Annotated in this window: 19 protein-coding genes; 9 read left to right on the top strand and 10 right to left on the bottom strand. The window is 61.2% G+C overall.

The annotated features are described in order from the left end of the window. Window positions 1-31 precede the first annotated feature (31 nt). The 4 genes from grpE to rsgA are packed head-to-tail and all read left to right on the top strand — an operon-like array spanning window position 32 to window position 2,964. On the top strand, window positions 32-697 hold the full coding sequence (grpE, locus tag DXY30_RS09420) for a nucleotide exchange factor GrpE (protein WP_115094691.1): 666 nt from the start codon (window positions 32-34) through the stop codon (window positions 695-697). Then, window positions 697-1,833 carry a molecular chaperone DnaJ gene (dnaJ, locus tag DXY30_RS09415; protein WP_115094690.1) on the top strand — a complete coding sequence of 379 codons (1,137 nt, stop codon included), beginning with the start codon at window positions 697-699 and terminating at the stop codon, window positions 1,831-1,833. The genes grpE and dnaJ overlap by 1 nt, the downstream gene beginning before the upstream one ends. Further along, window positions 1,830-2,057: a sulfurtransferase TusA family protein gene (locus tag DXY30_RS09410; protein ID WP_115094689.1), complete on the top strand. Its 228-nt coding sequence runs from the start codon at window positions 1,830-1,832 to the stop codon at window positions 2,055-2,057. The genes dnaJ and DXY30_RS09410 overlap by 4 nt, the downstream gene beginning before the upstream one ends. Continuing rightward, window positions 2,050-2,964 (top strand): ribosome small subunit-dependent GTPase A, encoded by a 915-nt coding sequence (gene rsgA / locus DXY30_RS09405; protein ID WP_115094974.1) that lies wholly within the window; start codon window positions 2,050-2,052, stop codon window positions 2,962-2,964. The genes DXY30_RS09410 and rsgA overlap by 8 nt, the downstream gene beginning before the upstream one ends. Here the strand turns inward: rsgA and DXY30_RS09400 are convergent. Genes DXY30_RS09400 through murC form a run of 3 tightly spaced genes read right to left on the bottom strand, consistent with a single transcriptional unit; the run spans window position 2,939 to window position 5,613 of the window. Then, window positions 2,939-3,280: a YbaB/EbfC family nucleoid-associated protein gene (locus DXY30_RS09400; protein WP_115024729.1), complete on the bottom strand. Its 342-nt coding sequence runs from the start codon at window positions 3,278-3,280 to the stop codon at window positions 2,939-2,941. The genes rsgA and DXY30_RS09400 overlap by 26 nt on opposite strands. Window positions 3,281-3,304: 24 nt before the next feature. Further along, window positions 3,305-4,207 carry a UDP-N-acetylmuramate dehydrogenase gene (murB, locus tag DXY30_RS09395; protein WP_115094688.1) on the bottom strand — a complete coding sequence of 301 codons (903 nt, stop codon included), beginning with the start codon at window positions 4,205-4,207 and terminating at the stop codon, window positions 3,305-3,307. Next, window positions 4,204-5,613 (bottom strand): UDP-N-acetylmuramate--L-alanine ligase, encoded by a 1,410-nt coding sequence (gene murC / locus DXY30_RS09390; protein WP_115094973.1) that lies wholly within the window; start codon window positions 5,611-5,613, stop codon window positions 4,204-4,206. The genes murB and murC overlap by 4 nt, the downstream gene beginning before the upstream one ends. Window positions 5,614-5,773: 160 nt before the next feature. Between murC and gap the strand changes: the two genes are divergently transcribed. After that, window positions 5,774-6,799, top strand: coding sequence for a type I glyceraldehyde-3-phosphate dehydrogenase (gene gap, locus DXY30_RS09385; RefSeq protein WP_115024731.1), 1,026 nt, complete (start codon window positions 5,774-5,776; stop codon window positions 6,797-6,799). Window positions 6,800-6,884: 85 nt separating this feature from the next. Here gap and thiL read toward each other — a convergent pair whose 3' ends face one another. Both thiL and DXY30_RS09375 read right to left on the bottom strand, forming a co-directional pair. Beyond that, window positions 6,885-7,871, bottom strand: coding sequence for a thiamine-phosphate kinase (gene thiL / locus DXY30_RS09380; protein ID WP_115094687.1), 987 nt, complete (start codon window positions 7,869-7,871; stop codon window positions 6,885-6,887). Then, window positions 7,868-8,980 (bottom strand): peptidylprolyl isomerase, encoded by a 1,113-nt coding sequence (locus DXY30_RS09375; RefSeq protein WP_244281350.1) that lies wholly within the window; start codon window positions 8,978-8,980, stop codon window positions 7,868-7,870. The genes thiL and DXY30_RS09375 overlap by 4 nt, the downstream gene beginning before the upstream one ends. 32 nt (window positions 8,981-9,012) lie before the next feature. On the opposite strand from DXY30_RS09375, the gene efp reads away from it, so the two are divergent. Together efp and accB are read left to right on the top strand one after the other, a co-directional pair. After that, the gene (gene efp, locus DXY30_RS09370; protein WP_115024733.1) at window positions 9,013-9,576 is read left to right on the top strand and encodes an elongation factor P; all 564 of its coding nucleotides are present in this window, start codon (window positions 9,013-9,015) and stop codon (window positions 9,574-9,576) included. Continuing rightward, window positions 9,573-10,049 (top strand): acetyl-CoA carboxylase biotin carboxyl carrier protein, encoded by a 477-nt coding sequence (gene accB / locus DXY30_RS09365; RefSeq protein WP_115024734.1) that lies wholly within the window; start codon window positions 9,573-9,575, stop codon window positions 10,047-10,049. The genes efp and accB overlap by 4 nt, the downstream gene beginning before the upstream one ends. 2 nt (window positions 10,050-10,051) lie before the next feature. Here the strand turns inward: accB and pdxA are convergent, their stop codons facing one another. Continuing rightward, the gene (pdxA, locus tag DXY30_RS09360) at window positions 10,052-11,068 is read right to left on the bottom strand and encodes a 4-hydroxythreonine-4-phosphate dehydrogenase PdxA (protein WP_115094685.1); all 1,017 of its coding nucleotides are present in this window, start codon (window positions 11,066-11,068) and stop codon (window positions 10,052-10,054) included. A gap of 143 nt (window positions 11,069-11,211) precedes the next feature. Then, on the bottom strand, window positions 11,212-12,165 hold the full coding sequence (locus DXY30_RS09350; RefSeq protein ID WP_115094684.1) for an SDR family oxidoreductase: 954 nt from the start codon (window positions 12,163-12,165) through the stop codon (window positions 11,212-11,214). Between the two features lie 32 nt (window positions 12,166-12,197). On the opposite strand from DXY30_RS09350, the gene DXY30_RS09345 reads away from it, so the two are divergent. After that, window positions 12,198-12,365 (top strand): hypothetical protein, encoded by a 168-nt coding sequence (locus tag DXY30_RS09345; RefSeq protein ID WP_170951219.1) that lies wholly within the window; start codon window positions 12,198-12,200, stop codon window positions 12,363-12,365. 3 nt (window positions 12,366-12,368) lie between these two features. Here the strand turns inward: DXY30_RS09345 and DXY30_RS09340 are convergent, their stop codons facing one another. Then, a complete protein-coding gene (locus DXY30_RS09340; protein ID WP_115024739.1) occupies window positions 12,369-12,764 on the bottom strand; it encodes an HNH endonuclease in 396 nt (131 codons plus the stop codon). 161 nt (window positions 12,765-12,925) lie between these two features. Here DXY30_RS09340 and DXY30_RS09335 point away from each other — a divergent pair, with 161 nt between their 5' ends. Then, complete coding sequence (locus DXY30_RS09335; protein WP_115094971.1) at window positions 12,926-14,530, top strand: DEAD/DEAH box helicase; 1,605 nt, start codon at window positions 12,926-12,928, stop codon at window positions 14,528-14,530. On the opposite strand, the gene DXY30_RS09330 is transcribed toward DXY30_RS09335, so the two are convergent. Both DXY30_RS09330 and DXY30_RS09325 read right to left on the bottom strand, forming a co-directional pair. Continuing rightward, window positions 14,485-14,766, bottom strand: coding sequence for a hypothetical protein (locus tag DXY30_RS09330; RefSeq protein WP_244281349.1), 282 nt, complete (start codon window positions 14,764-14,766; stop codon window positions 14,485-14,487). The two genes, DXY30_RS09335 and DXY30_RS09330, sit on opposite strands and share 46 nt — an antisense overlap. 100 nt (window positions 14,767-14,866) lie before the next feature. Further along, window positions 14,867-15,265, bottom strand: coding sequence for a DUF6554 family protein (locus tag DXY30_RS09325; RefSeq protein ID WP_115094682.1), 399 nt, complete (start codon window positions 15,263-15,265; stop codon window positions 14,867-14,869). Window positions 15,266-15,273: the final 8 nt, after the last annotated feature.

Here is a 15,273-nt window from a genome sequence, read left to right as displayed (position 1 = left end):
ATGTCTAGACAGCAATCCCTGAGCGGTCAGCATGAGCGGCGACGCCTCCACCCCAGAGCAGGATCAGACCGTTGAGTCCGGTGCTGTTCCAGCCACCCCGGAGTCAACTCCGGATGCGTCAGAGGCAACCTCCGATCAGGCACCCGCAGCTGTTGATCCGGCGGATCGGATGCAGCAACTCGAGCAGGAGTTGACCACGCTGAAGCAGGAGCACGAGACGCTCAATGGCCAATATGTGCGCATTGCGGCGGACTTCGACAACTTCCGCAAGCGACAGAGCCGCGATCAGGACGACATGCGTCAGCAGCTGGTCTGTTCGACCCTCACGGAAATTCTTCCGGTCGTCGACAACTTCGAGCGGGCCCGTCAGCAGCTCAATCCTGAAGGTGAGGAAGCTCAAGCTCTGCACCGCAGTTACCAGGGTCTGTACAAGCAACTGGTGGATGTGCTGAAGCAGCAAGGCGTGGCACGGATGGAGGTGGTCGGCCAGGAGTTCGACCCGAACCTGCATGAGGCCGTGTTGCGAGAAGAAAGCAGTGAGTTCGCTGAGGATGTGGTGTGTGAAGAGCTCCAGCGTGGTTACCACCGCGATGGTCGTGTGCTGCGCCACGCGATGGTGAAGGTGTCGATGGGTCCAGGACCGTCAGATGCAGCGCCGGCTGAGGCCGCACCGGATCAGACGGCGGAGGAGGCCTGATGGCCGACTTCTATGACCTGCTCGGCGTCAATCGGGATGTGGATCCCGACAGCCTCAAGCAGGCTTATCGCCGCATGGCGCGTCAGTACCACCCCGACATCAACAAAGATCCCGGTGCTGAGGACCGTTTCAAGGAAATTGGTCGTGCCTACGAAGTGCTGAGTGATCCGCAGACCCGTGCCCGTTACGACCAGTTCGGTGAAGCCGGTCTTGGTGGTGCGGCTGGCTCCCCGGACATGGGGGACATGGGCGGGTTCGCTGATCTGTTCGAAACGTTTTTCCAGGGATTCGGTGGACCCGGCGGAGCCGGTGGTGGTCGGCCACGGCGTCAGGGCCCCCAGCAGGGCGATGATCTTCGTTACGACCTAACGATCGATTTCGAGCAGGCGGTTTTCGGCCAAGAGCAGGAGATCAAGATCCCGCATCAGGAGACCTGCGACACCTGCGGCGGCAGTGGTGCCAAGGCGGGTAGTGGGCCTACCACTTGCGGAACCTGCGGTGGTGTTGGGCAGGTGCGCCGTGCCACTCGGACCCCCTTCGGCAGCTTCACCCAGGTCGCCGAATGTCCCACGTGTGGTGGGACGGGCCAGGTGATTGCGGATCCCTGCGGATCCTGTGGTGGCCAGGGTGTCAAACAGGTGCGCAAGAAGCTGCGGATCAACATTCCTGCCGGGGTGGACACCGGAACTCGGCTTCGGGTCTCGGGCGAAGGCAATGCGGGACCCCGGGGAGGCCCGTCCGGTGACCTTTACGTCTTCCTGACCGTCCGCAATCACCCACGCCTCCAGCGGGATGGCTTGAACATATTTTCGGAGGTGAAGGTCAGCTACCTCCAGGCGATTCTCGGCGACACGATCGAGGTGGAAACCGTGGATGGAACCAAGGAGCTGAACATCCCTGCCGGCACGCAGCCCGGCACCGTGCTCACCCTGCCGAATCACGGCATTCCCAAACTTGGCAATCCGGTGGCGCGGGGTGACCAGCGCGTGACGGTCACCGTCGATCTGCCGAAGCGGCTCAGCGATACGGAGCGGGATCTGCTGGAACAGCTGGCGGGTCACCATTCCGCTCGTGGTAAGCAGCACCACCACCACAACAGTGGATTATTCGCTCGCTTGTTTGGTCAGAAGGGATGAGCAGGCGTTCCCTGGATTTGCGGGGAACGCCCTGTCCGGTGAATTTCATTCGCTGCAAGCTCACCCTCGAGCAGATGAGCTCCGGTGACTGTCTTGAGGTCTGTCTCGACAGGGGCGAGCCCGAGGCCATGGTCCTGCCGGGATTAAGGGATGCCGGTCATCGTGTCCAGTGTGTTGATCAAACGCCAGATGCAGTCACCATCGAGGTGATCTGTGGTGGCTGACACCAGCAGCTCCGTGGCTTCGGGGATTGTGGTGGCGCTTCAGGCCAATTACCTGGAAGTCGAGCTGGATGCTGCCCCTGCCGGATACCCAGGGCGACTGCTCTGCACGCGCCGCACCCGATTGACCCATCGGGGGGAAGCGGTCTATGTGGGTGATCGGGTTTGCATCGAGGCGATTGACCCGGGCCAGGCCCGCGCTGTTGTGGCCGACGTGGAGCCACGCCATAGCTTTCTGTCACGGCCACCGGTGGCCAATGTCTCGATGGTGGCTGTGGTGTTGGCTGTAGACCAGCCCAGTTTTGATCCTGATCAGGCCAGTCGCTTCCTGTTGACGGCGGAACGCACGGGGCTGGACGTGATCCTTCTGCTCACCAAGACAGATCTCATTTCAGCTGCAGCTCTTGAGCGGCTCGTGACCCGTTTGAAGGGGTGGGGGTATGACCCTCTGGCGCTCTGCAGTACCTCCGGAATGGGTATGGATGCCCTAAGGCAACGCTTGGCTGGCGCAGAGCTGTCGGTGCTCTGTGGGCCCTCCGGGGTGGGCAAAAGCAGCCTGCTCAACCATCTGCGTCCTGATCTTCAACTTCGTACGGCTGCGGTGTCTGGACGCTTGCAGCGTGGTCGCCACACCACCCGCCACGTGGAGCTGTTTCCTCTGGGGCCAAGCGCGAGGGTGGCCGATACCCCCGGTTTCAACCGTCCTGATCTGCCGGATGATCCGCAGGAACTGGCGATCCTGTTTCCGGAGCTCCGGCAGCAACTTGATCCCTGGCCCTGCAGGTTTCGCGATTGCTTGCATCGCGGCGAGCCCGGCTGCGGCGTCTCCAGCGAATGGGAGCGCTATCCCCTCTACAAGGCTGCGTTGATTGAGCAGAGCAGCCTCAGCCGCCCATCCCGGGGAGGTTGAGGTTCAGGCCACCGGTGAGTTCCTCCATCCGGCCCTTCATCGTGGCGGTGGATTGCTCATAGGCCGCTTGCAGGGCTTCTAGGGTCGCCGCTTCGCTCGCTTGTTGACCCTCCTGCAGCAGGGCAGGGTCCAGCCGAACCCGCAGTGGTTGTTGGTTGCCCGATAGCCAGACACTGGCGCGCCCATCGTTGCTCTGGCCTTCGATCTCCATTCCGTCCAGTTCGTCCTGCAGAGCCTGAGCGTTCTGCTGAATCTCCTGGGCCTTTTTGAAGGCTTCGGTGAGTTGACCGAAATTTGGGAGTCCGAACCCTGCCATGGCGATCCTGTGGGAGTCGGAAGGCTAAGTCGCGGAAGCGAATCCCAGGCGTTTCACTTCGGGGTGAAGACGGATTCCATGCTCGGCTTCGACACGATCCTGCACCAGCTGGATCAGCCGGGCGATGTCATCGGCCTGGGCGTGGTCGGTATTCACGATGAAATTGGCGTGCATGGTTGAGATTTCTGCGCCGCCGATGCGTGTTCCCTTCAGCCCCTGCTCTTCGATCAGCCGTCCGGCCTTGAGAGGTTCGGGATTGCGGAAAACGCTGCCGCAGCTGGGCTGTTGATAGGGCTGTGTGGTGGTGCGATGGCTGAGGTTCGCGCTGGTAACGCGTTTCAGTTCGTTTGGATCGTGACCTGGTTCAAGGCGGAACCGCGCTGACAACACAACAAGGTCGTCGTCCTGGAGACGGCTGTGGCGGTAGGCGAAGTCCAATTGATCGCTCCGAAGCTCAAAGCAGTCGCCCCCATCCAGGGGCATGACCCGCACCGATTCCAACCACTCCGCCGTACAGCCCCCCTGGGCTCCTGCATTCATGACAGCGGCACCGCCTGCGGTGCCTGGGATGCCAACCGACCATTCGAGGCCGTGCAGTCCAGCGCGAGCAGCCCGTCGCGCCAGCGATGGGATCGGTTCACCGGCGAGTACCTCAACGGTCCCATCGGTTTCATCGAGTTGCAGCCCCTGAAGTTTGCGAAGACAGAGTGAGAGCCCTGGCAGGCCGTCATCGTGAATCAGCAGATTCGACCCAGCACCGATGATGCGGCAGGGCATGCCCTGTTGCGTGGCCCATTGGATCCAGGCCTGGGTTTCGTCAAGGCTGACGGGTTCCGCAAGCCATTCGGCGGCTCCTCCCACCCGCCAGGTGGTGAACTCCGCAAGGCTGACTCCGGCCTGGGGCAGGCGGGCATCGCACTGGCTCATGACGTCAGCCTTGACCACAGTCCATTCACATCGCCAGCACCCATCGCCAGGACGAGATCCTGTTCGCGGCTGTGCTGCATGACCAGGTCGGTGAGTTCATCGAGGTTGTCCGCGACGGCGATTTGTAGATCAGGCTTCATGTTGCGGATCCGTTCCGCCAGGGCGTTGCTGCAAATGCCTTGCAGGGGTTGCTCCCCTGCCGAGTAGACGGGGGCCAGCAGGAGCAGATCACAGTTCTGCAGTGCCTGGGCAAACCCATCGAGGAACTGCTGGGTGCGGCTGTAGCGATGGGGCTGGAACACCGCCAGCACGCGCTGAGGTGCTGTGGGAAGCGGACTGCGACCACTGCTCACCATCAGGTGAGCCATCTCCAGGGTTGCCTTCACTTCACTGGGGTGGTGGGCGTAGTCGTCAACGATGTGACGCCCCTTCCAGGTGCCCCGAAGATCAAATCGGCGGCCCGGTGCTTTCAGGCCAGCGAGTCCCTTCACTAACTGATCGAAGGGGAGTCCCTCCATGCGGCAGGCAGCCAGGGCGCCTGTTGCATTGCTCAGGTTGTGCAGCCCGGCCATCGGCAGGGTGAAGTCGCCGATGGGGCGGCCCGATTCGTAGAAACGCGCCACGCAGCGATCTCCCTCAAGGCTCAGAGGCAGGGCGGCGAAGTCAACGGATTCAGCGCTTTGGTTGGACCACCAGGCGTTCGGCTGGAAGTGTTCTTGCAGGATCGGACAGTCGTGATTGGCCAGCACGCGATCGCAACCGTTCGCGAAGCGTTGCAGGGTTGAAATCAGGTCGTCGAGACTGGTGTAGTGATCGGTGTGATCCAGCTCCAAGTTGGTGATCACGCCCAGGCTTGGGCTGAACTTCACCAAGGATCCGTCGGATTCATCCGCCTCAGCCACAAGCAGTTTCCCCTGGCCGGCGTGGCCATTGCTGCCCAGACGGGGGACGATGCCACCAATGACAGCGGTCGGGTCTTGATCGGCTTCCAGCAGCAAGGTGGTGATCAACGTGCTGGTGGTGGTCTTGCCGTGGCTGCCGGCCACAGCGATCGAGGGTTGCTGCTCAATCAGAGCCGCCAGAAGATCGGAGCGATGCCAGATCTCTAGGCCGATCTGACGGGCACGTTGGAGCTCAGGATTGCTGTCGGGGATGGCTGTACTGATCACCACCACAGGGGAACAAGCGATCGTCGAACCCGTGACGGCGTCAATGCAGGCCTCGTCCTGCTGGCTGAAAACCTTCACCCCGAGGGTTTTCAGTTGTTGTGTTGTTGCGTTATCTCGCGGGTCTGAGCCGCTGACTGGATGACCGCGGTCGACCAGGATCCGGGCCAAGGCCGACATGCCAATTCCGCCGACACCGATGAAGTGGACTGGTGTCTGACGGTCGAGCAGGCGCGGCAACTGAGGGCTTCGATCTGGGGAAAGATAGGCCAGTTGTTGCCGCTTGTCTGCCGATCTGAGGGACGGATCGAGCCGATTCAATCGAGGCAAAACAAGGTATTTCTGCCGATTTCTGTATGATCTGCGGCCAAAACCCCTGCGCGGCTTTGCCGCTTCTTCCATGACCCTGCGCGTTGCGATCAATGGATTCGGCCGGATCGGTCGCAATGTTCTGCGGGGTTGGATCAGCCGTGGCGCTGACACCGGCCTGGAAATCGTGGGAATGAACTCCACCTCCGACCCTGCCACCAGCGCTCACCTGCTGACCTACGACTCAATCCTTGGTCGTCTGGACCCTTCCGTGGACATCAAGACCACGGACACCTCGATGTTCGTCAACGGCAAGGAGATCAAGTTCTTCGCTGACCGCAATCCCCTCAACTGCCCCTGGAAAGAGTGGGGAGTTGACCTGGTGATTGAGTCCACGGGTGTGTTCAACACCGATGAGAAGGCCAGCATGCACATCCAGGCTGGTGCCAAAAAGGTGATCCTCACCGCTCCTGGCAAGGGTGACGGCGTCGGCACCTTCGTGGTGGGCGTCAACGACGACCAGTACCGCCATGAGGACTGGGACATCCTGAGCAACGCCAGCTGCACCACCAACTGCCTGGCTCCGATCGTCAAAGTTCTGGATCAGAACTTCGGCATGGAGTGGGGGCTGATGACCACCATTCACAGCTACACCGGTGACCAGCGAATTCTCGACAACAGCCACCGAGACCTGCGCCGTGCCCGTGCTGCTGCCCTGAATATGGTTCCCACCACAACGGGTGCTGCCAAGGCTGTGGCCCTGGTTTATCCCGAAGTGAAGGGCAGGCTCACCGGCTTCGCCATGCGCGTTCCTACTCCGAACGTGTCGGCTGTTGACCTCACCTTTGGAACATCGAAGGGAGCTTCCGTTGAGCAAGTAAAAGCCGTGATGAAGGAGGCTTCTGAGAACGGCATGAAGGGGATCATCAAGTACAGCGACTTGCCCCTGGTCTCCACCGACTACGCCGGCACCAACGAGTCCACCATTTTCGATGCCGACCTCACCTATGCCATGGGTGACAAGGCTGTGAAGATCCTGGCCTGGTACGACAACGAGTGGGGCTACAGCCAGCGTGTTGTTGACCTCGCCGAGGTGGTGGCCAAGAACTGGAAGTGATCGGCATCTGACCGCTCATCTCTCTTGCAATCCCTCCAGCAATGGGGGGATTTTTGTTCAGGTGCCTCCGCTTAGGGCAGGTCGTTCAGGGCTGGCTGAAGTGATCAAATCCGCCTTCGTCCACTCGCTCATGGTTGTGGGCCCAGCGGATGATGCCCGCTTCTTCATTGATCTGGCCGAAGCGTCGGCTGTTGGGGATGCATTGCTCCCAGACGTCGGCCCAGGCCTCGGGAAGGCTCAGCACCAGCTCAAAATCCTCCCCTCCGGAGAGGCACCAATCCGTCCATGGAGGCCCCTCAGGCCAGCCTTCGGCCATGGGCAGCCGGTCGTTCCACAGGACTGCCCCACAGCCGCTGCTGCAGCAGAGTCCTGCGACGGCTGACAGAAGTCCATCGCTGCTGTCGGTGCCCCCGGCCCGCCAGGGCAGATGCTCCGGTTTGCAGGCCAGCAGCTGGTGGACGTCGTCCAGCCGAGGTGCCGGTCGCCGGTGTCTTGCGATCGCTGTGTCCTGCAAGGTCGCTGTCAGAGCGATGTCACGGACGCTGGGGTCGTTTTGCAGCAGGGCGAGACCCAGCCGGCTCAGACCATGGGGACCACTGCTGACGAGCACATCACCGGGGCGGGCGGCGTTGCGATGCAGACGCAGTGGTCCGAGACGGCCCAGGGCTGTGATGGAGAGCAGCCTTTGCTCCCCCCTAGAGCAGTCACCGCCCAGCAGGATGCCGCCGTACTGCCCCAATGCGGCACTGATGCCCTCGTACACCCCGTCCACCCAGTCCCAGCGGGTGCGACCTGGGGCAACAAGAGCCACCGTGATTCCCTCGACTTCGACGGCACCACTTGCTGCCAGGTCGGACAGATTGGCGGCAACGGCCCGCCAACCAACGTCCATTGCGCTCGTGGTCGCATCGCTGAAATGGATGCCGTCCACAAGAACGTCGGTGTTGATCAACAGGGGCCTGGCGTCGGAGGCCAGGGCCGCCGTGTCGTCACTGAGCTGATCGGGCGGAGCGAAGCGTGCCAGCCGCCTGAGCAGCTCCGCCTCACTCAGCTCCGCCAGGGTTGGGCTCATGCGTGGGCTTTGAGCTGCTCCGCTCCCTCGATCACCTTCACGGAAGTGATCGTGTCATCGGTGCCCAATTCCTCGAGAACATCGAATCCATCCACCACATAGCCAAAGGCTGCATTGCGGCCATCCACGAGGTTCAGACCAGCAGGGGTGAGCTCCGCCTCGTAGAGAAACATGAAGAACTGCGAGGATCCGTCGTCGAGGGCCTGGTCTGAATGGGCCCAGCCAAGGGTGCCCAGGGTTGCGAACGGGAGGGTCGGCGTCGCCTTGAACAGGCCCACGTCCTCAAAGGTTTCGTTGTAGATCGTGTCGTCTTCACCGGGCACCCGGATCTCCAGGGGCACATGCCGTTCCTGCTTTGTCTTCGGATCTACGTAGCCGATCTCCGGCCCTTCCGGATCACCACTCTGGAGCACGTAGAAATCCTCGGCCCGGATGAAGGGCAGTCCGTCGTAGAAGCCCTTGAGGGCGAGATCGACGAAAGCACCTGCCGTGAGAGGGGCGTTGAAGCCATCCACCACAGTGGTCAGCTCGCCTTGGGTGGTGCTCACGCTGAGGGTGGCCCTCCCTTGCAGCCGCGGCAGGGCATCGAATTCTGCGGGGATGTCCCGTTCAAACCCGTCGGGCACGAGCAATGCCTCTACATCACCGATGAAGCGCAGCGTTTGACGTCGATCGGCGATGAAGCCCGGTTTATCGCTCGCTTTGACCTTCTCTTTGAGGTTTTCCAGACCCTGATCCACACTCTGAAAAAGTGTTTCGGCTTTGCCGCGCTTGGCGTCCGGGATCGCGCTCAGGATGGTGTCGCGACGGGTGTTGAGCAGCGCTTCACTGCGGGACACCGTCTTGCCGAGGGCCGACCAGCGTTTGGCCCGCAGATCGTCACTGGTGAGTTCCAGTCGATGCTGCAGTTCGCGAATGTCGTCCTGATCGAACGGAAGCGCGTCCCGGAGAATTGCGGCAGGGTCTTTCACGGCATTGCCCTGGGGCAATGAGGCCCAGCAGGCAGGGGCAGCAATGCTGATCAGAGCGAAGCTGATCAGGGCAGCAAGGACGGCGTTCAAACGCTGATGGACCAAGGGGGAACCCCAGTGCTGACGCGACTTTGGCACAGCCGTATAGTCCGATGAACCGTTCGGTGGGAATGATCTCCAGTAACGACTTCCGCACCGGCACCACGATTGAGATCGATGGGGCCGTCTGGCGCGTGGTCGAGTTCTTGCACGTCAAGCCCGGTAAGGGATCTGCCTTTGTGCGCACCAAGCTCAAGGCGGTGAAGTCCGGCAACGTGGTGGAGAAAACCTTCCGCGCTGGGGAAATGCTTCCCCAGGCAATGTTGGAGAAATCGTCTCTTCAGCACACCTATATGGAAGGTGAGGACTACGTCTTCATGGACATGGCCACCTATGAGGAGACCCGCCTCAGTGCCAATCAGATCGGGGAAAGCCGCAAATATCTCAAGGAGGGCATGGAGGTGAACGTGGTGTCCTGGAACGACACCCCCCTCGAGGTTGAACTCCCCAACTCCGTTGTCCTTGAGATCAAAGAAACTGATCCTGGGGTCAAAGGCGATACCGCCACAGGTGGCACCAAGCCCGCCATCCTTGAGACGGGTGCTCAAGTGATGGTTCCGCTCTTTCTTTCTGTGGGAGAAAAGATCAAAGTGGACACCCGCAACGACAGTTACCTCGGCCGCGAAAACGGATGACCATGCAGCTGGATCACGAACAACTGCACCGCCTGCTGGAGGCGCTCGGCGAGAGCGATATCCAGGAATTCCGGTTGGAGGGCGATGATTTCCGTCTGGAAATTCGTCGCAACCTGCCAGCCCAAACCGTGATGGCACCAGTGATGCCCGCTCCCGTCGCGGCAGCGGCGCCCGTTGCTGCCTCAGCAGAGCCTGCGTCCGCGCCGCCTGCGTCCACCGCAACTCGGAGTGACCTGCTCGAGGTGACGGCCCCAATGGTGGGCACCTTCTACCGAGCGCCCGCACCAGGAGAGCCTCCCTTCGTCGAAGTGGGAACTCGCATCAACGTCGGTCAGGCCGTTTGCATCCTTGAAGCGATGAAGCTGATGAACGAGCTGGAGTCGGAGGTCGGCGGTGAAGTTGTCGAGATCCTGGTCGACAACGGCACCCCTGTTGAATTCGGGCAGGTCCTGATGAGGGTCAAGCCGGTCTGAGTTCAGCTCAGATCCCAGGCGGCCCTGATCGCTGCGATTGTGCTGTCAGGGCTCGCGACTCCTTCGGCTGCGATGTCGAAGGCGGTGCCATGGTCCGGAGAGGTGCGCAGGAAGGGCAGTTCCAAGGTGGTATTCACCGCTGCATCGAAAGCCAGCAGTTTCACTGGAATGAGTCCCTGGTCGTGATACAGAGCCAGGATCCCGTCAGGTCCAGGTTGGTTCGGGTTTTGCCAGGCGTGAGCTGCACTGATCCAGCAGGTGTCAGGAGGCACGGGACCCTCTAGGTGCACCTGAGGATGCTCGGCTCGCCATTGATCCAGCAGTGGCGTTAGCCAGTCGGCTTCTTCGTGGCCCAGCTGACCTGCTTCGCCGGCATGGGGATTCAGCCCGGCAATGCGCAGATGTGGTGTGGTTGTGAAGCGTCGACAGAAGCCATGCAGCACATTCAGTTTGTGGTGAACAAGGTCTGGTGTCAGCGCCTGAGGAATTTGGCTGAGGGGGATGTGGGTGGTGGCTAGCAACGTGTTCAGGCGCCAGCCGCTGTTCGGTGAGACGGCGGTGAACAGCATCGAGGAGCGTTGGCATCCCGCCAGCTCCGCCAAGCGTTCGGTTTGCCCGGGATAGCGATGGCCGGCCGCGTGCCAGAGGTGCTTGGCGATGGGGGCGGTGACCAGGGCGCGGGACCCCCGCGCCTGAAGCAGTTCAACGGCACGGGTGAGCCAATGAAATCCAGTATCGGCTCCGCTGGTGGTGGGTTGTCCGGGATGGACGATGTCCACCAAAGGTTGGTCGTCGATCCTGAGCGTTGCGGGGTCGGCGAGGGGTCGGCTCGATTGCTGTATCAATCGCGCATGGGTTTGGATCAGACTGCGTCTGCAACCGACCAATAGTGGTTGGAGCTCTTGGGGGACCTCAGGTGACGCGAGGGCCTTGAGCACCACTTCCATGCCGATCCCAGCGGGATCGCCGAGAGCGATCACCAGCTCGTGCCTAGGGTTTCTCGAATCGTGCGGGCCCATCGCTGTGCTGCGTTTGCTGCTGCTTGGGTGTTTGTTGGTGGGATTGGCCTCCGGCCTGCGCAATGGCTGGGTCGAACTTCACCTGTCCCGTTTCCTTGAGGATGTCGGGTTTCCCATGCGCGAGCAGGGCAAGGGCTTCGATTTCAACCGTTGGTTGATTGAGGGGGAGAACGCAGGACAGACGGATTGAGTTTGTCCTGGTTCAGGCAATCCTGCAGCCCAACGCGGTAGTTCGGATGCAACAACGGATAACCGAGTTCTTGGCAGAGCCTGTGATTGCTGACGCGGCGGTTCTCGCTCCAGAATGACTGCGCCATCGGGCTCATGCTGTCCACGATCTGATCGAACTGCTCCAGCGGTGGCAACTCACAGCCCAACAGTGAGGCGGCATGCCGTAGGAGATCGGATGTGGCGGCGGGGAGGTCATCCACCACATTCACCACGGTCCCAGGGCCCAGGGTTGGCAGAGGTCCCTGCTCGGCGCGATGCATCAGATGCCAGCAAGCCCCCGCGATGTCTTCCACATGGATGCGGCAGAACACTTGTCCGGGCTTTTCGATCAGGCGCGCGCGTGCTTGCTGCAATCCGTTGAGAACTGACCGGCCCGGGCCGTAGATGCCCGGCAGCCGCAGAATTTGTATCGGTAGACCGGAGCGCTGCCAGGCGGCTTCGCAATTCAGGCGGCGGATGCTGCGGTCGAGCGCTGGAGCTGGGGCGTCCTCCTCCGACACCCAGCCGCCCTGGCGATCGCCGTAGACCCCTGTGGTGGAGAGATACCCCGCCCATCGCAGTGGCAGGCTCCTCAGCGTTGCAAGCAGTTTGGACAACGCCGGATCGTTTCCTTCGCGATCCGGTGGGATGGTGCACAGCAGATGGGTGACGCCCTCCAAGGCACCGGGGTCGAGATGGTCCTGACCGTTGCTGTCGAAGAGCAAATCAGCCTGTTCGGAGTCGAGCGAGCGGCGGGTGCAGAGCACCTGCGTCCCCATGGAGCGGGCGAGCCGGGCCAGACAACGTCCGCTGTACCCACCGCCAAGCACCAGCAGCTTGGCGTCAGCTGCCAGTGGTTGCGATTGCTTGACAAGATCGGCCAGCATCAGTACACCTGTATTAGATCAAATGTACTGTTGTGACGTCGTCGTCCTTGCATCGCTCGCGCTCCAGGGGCATTGTCCTCCGGGCCATCCTGACGGCAGCCCTTCTTGCCAGTGCGGTGGCTCTGGCCCCTGAAGACCCGAGTGTTCAGGCCTCCATCTGCGAGCGGCATCACTCCTCTGATGTCTGCCGTGTCTGGTGAGCCTCAGGCGGCTTGGGCAGCGATGGGGAGGTCGTCAGGCTCGCTGACAGGCTGATCCGGTTGGGCCCATTGGAGCAGGCGCAGGGCCAGCCTGAGGTCGCCATCCATCCAGGCGCGAATCGCCATGGCGCGGCGTGGGTCATAGAAGCGTTGTCGCCTGTACCAGTCGAAAACATCTGCGTCAGACTTGCGTCCATTGCAGGACAAGCAGGCAGGTACACAGTTTTCGGTGACACTCAATCCACCCTTGGCTCGTGGATGAATGTGATCAATTGATTCAGAAGGTTTGCCGCAATAAATGCAACTTTTACCGGTAAAAGTGTGAAGCGACTGTCGCCATCTTCGGACGCGTAATTTGGGACAGAGTTCATCGAGAAAAACCGCGTCCCTGTTATGCATCCGAATGCATCGGTTGTCGTGATTCTGCCGTGAACGAAAAGCCAGTCAATGTGTCGAGCGCTGCACTTTCGAAGGTTTCTTCGCCTGTGATGTGAATCTTGATTTCAAGGCTTGCACGCCGATCTGACTTCACTAAAGTGATTGTTTGTGGGGGCCTGTTGGTGCCACCAAAACCCACATCGACGTGTTATCTGGATCTCTCTCCAGCAGGTCTGATCCGCGTGATCAGTCCGTTCGATGCGGTGACCCAGTCTCAGTTGCGCCGGATCAAGCCCCGGGGGCGATGGAACGGTCCAGGCCTTGGCTGGGACTTCCCCTTGGCATCTGCCGATGCGCTTCAACAGGCCTTGGGACGGCGTTTTCCCATTACCTCTGCACTGCAGGAGTGGCTCGACTGGTGTCAGCACCCCCTGCCACCCCTGCCACCGCACCGGACGTTGGTGGCTTCAGCGGATCTCAACGAAGCCCTTCAGGATGGTCGTCGCCCCCTGCGCCATCAACGCTCCGGAGCCCGTTGGCTCCTGGCCCGTCGCGGTGCCGTTCTGGCGGATGAAATGGGTCTGGGGAAAACTCTCACAGCCCTTCTGGCGGCCCGTGCCTTGATGCGCTGTGCCGAGGTGCGCTTGCTTGTGGTAGCTCCCGTCGGGCTGCATCCCCACTGGCGCCGGGAATCAGAGGCCCTTGGGGTTGGTCTTGAGTTGGTGAGTTGGGCTCGGCTTCCCGACAATCTGCCGCCGGCGGGAACGCTCTTGGTGGTGGATGAAGCGCATTACGCCCAGTCTCTTCAGGCGCAGCGCACGGCTGCTTTGCTGCGTTTAGCGCGTCATCCCCGTCTTCGGGCGATCTGGATGCTCACGGGAACCCCGATGAAGAACGGTCGCCCTTCCCAGTTGTATCCCTTGCTCGCTGCCATGGACCATCCGATAGCGCGGGATCAGCGACGGTTCGAGGAGCGTTATTGCCAGGGTCACTGGAGGGAGAGTCGATCCGGGAAACGCTGGCAGGCGTCCGGTGCCAGTCAATTGGAGGAGCTGCGGCGTCTGAGTCGCCCGCTGATCTTGCATCGCCGCAAGCAGCAGGTCGTGGACCTCCCTCCCAAGCAGCGACGTCTTCACCCTGTGGATCTGTCGGAGGGTGAGCGCAAGGGCTTTGATCATCGTGTCGGTCTGGTGCTGGATGACTACCGGCATCGGGCCCGTCTCGGGGAGGTTCGACGGGATGCGGAGCCCCTGGCTTTGCTGACCTCCATGCGCCAAATCGCAGCGGAATTCAAATTGCCGGCGGCCCAGCACCTGGTGGAGTCATTGCGTCAGCAAGGGGAGGCGGTGGTGTTGTTCAGTGGCTTTGTGGCCCCGTTGCAGCTGTTGCAGCAAACCATCGGGGGGGAGTTATTGACCGGTCGCCAACGGCCTGCCGAACGCCAGGTGAGTGTGGATCGGTTTCAGCAGGGTCAAAACGATTGTTTGCTGGCCACCTTCGGCACCGGTGCCCTTGGCTTCACCCTGCACCGGGCCCGACATGTGGTGTTGTTGGAACGCCCCTGGACGCCAGGGGACCTCGAACAAGCGGAAGACCGCTGTCATCGTCTTGGCATGGGGGATGGCCTCACCTGCCATTGGCTACAGCTCGGCGCAGCGGATCAGCTGGTGGATGGTTTGCTGGCCAGCAAGGCGGAACGGATTGAGGTGTTGTTGGGGCCTCGCCGGTTGACGCTGCAACGTCAATCACTCCCAGCCATGGTGCGTGACTGTTTACAGGTGGTCTGACGCACCTGGAGTTCGTGCAGCAACATCGGATCGACTGGTTGACTGGAGCGGTTTAGCAGCGACAGCGCCACGTCGACGTCATTGCAAGCTCTGGCTTGATCGCCAAGCAGGGTCAAGACAAGGGCGCGGTCCCGATGCAAATCGGCTTGATCTGGCGTCTGGACGATGGCCTCATCGCAGCGTTCGACCATCAGTTTCAGGTCATCCATCTGGAAGTCCCCCAGGCAACTGGTCACCAGTGGTGTGGGGGCATTAACAGGCTTCGATGGTTGTTTTGCTTGGCATCCACCAAGCAGCACTCCAGTTAGCAGAGTCAGAACCAGGACCACTGAGGGATCAGTAGCTGTAGCGCGTGGTGTCGTCGGTGCTTTCGGTGACGGAAGAGGAGTTTCCAAGGGTGGCTGCGGTGGCTGGTTGTGTGTTCCCGCCGAACAGATCACCAAGGAACTGGCCACAGTCGGGGAAATTGCCGGGGTCCTTGACGACGGCTTCCGTAATCATTACCGAGGCGTGCTCTGGAGATGTCTTGAAAACGCTGCTGCCCTGGCGTTTGATCAAGGCATAGGCGGCATTCCAGCTGACCTTGTGGTCGTTGCCGCTGGAACGCATGTAGCAATAAATCTTGGCGCCCTTCTCTTCTGTGGCTTCTGCTGCTTGCAAGGCGGGGCTGACGCTGCCAAACGCACCGATCAGGGCCGCGGTGCACAGAACCAGCGATGACCTGATGGGAGCCATTACAACGG

Origin of the sequence: Synechococcus sp. UW106 (assembly GCF_900474015.1) — a bacterium.
Classification (GTDB): domain Bacteria; phylum Cyanobacteriota; class Cyanobacteriia; order PCC-6307; family Cyanobiaceae; genus Parasynechococcus.
Note: the sequence above shows the minus strand (reverse complement) of the source record. Positions and strands in the feature narration are given on the sequence as shown.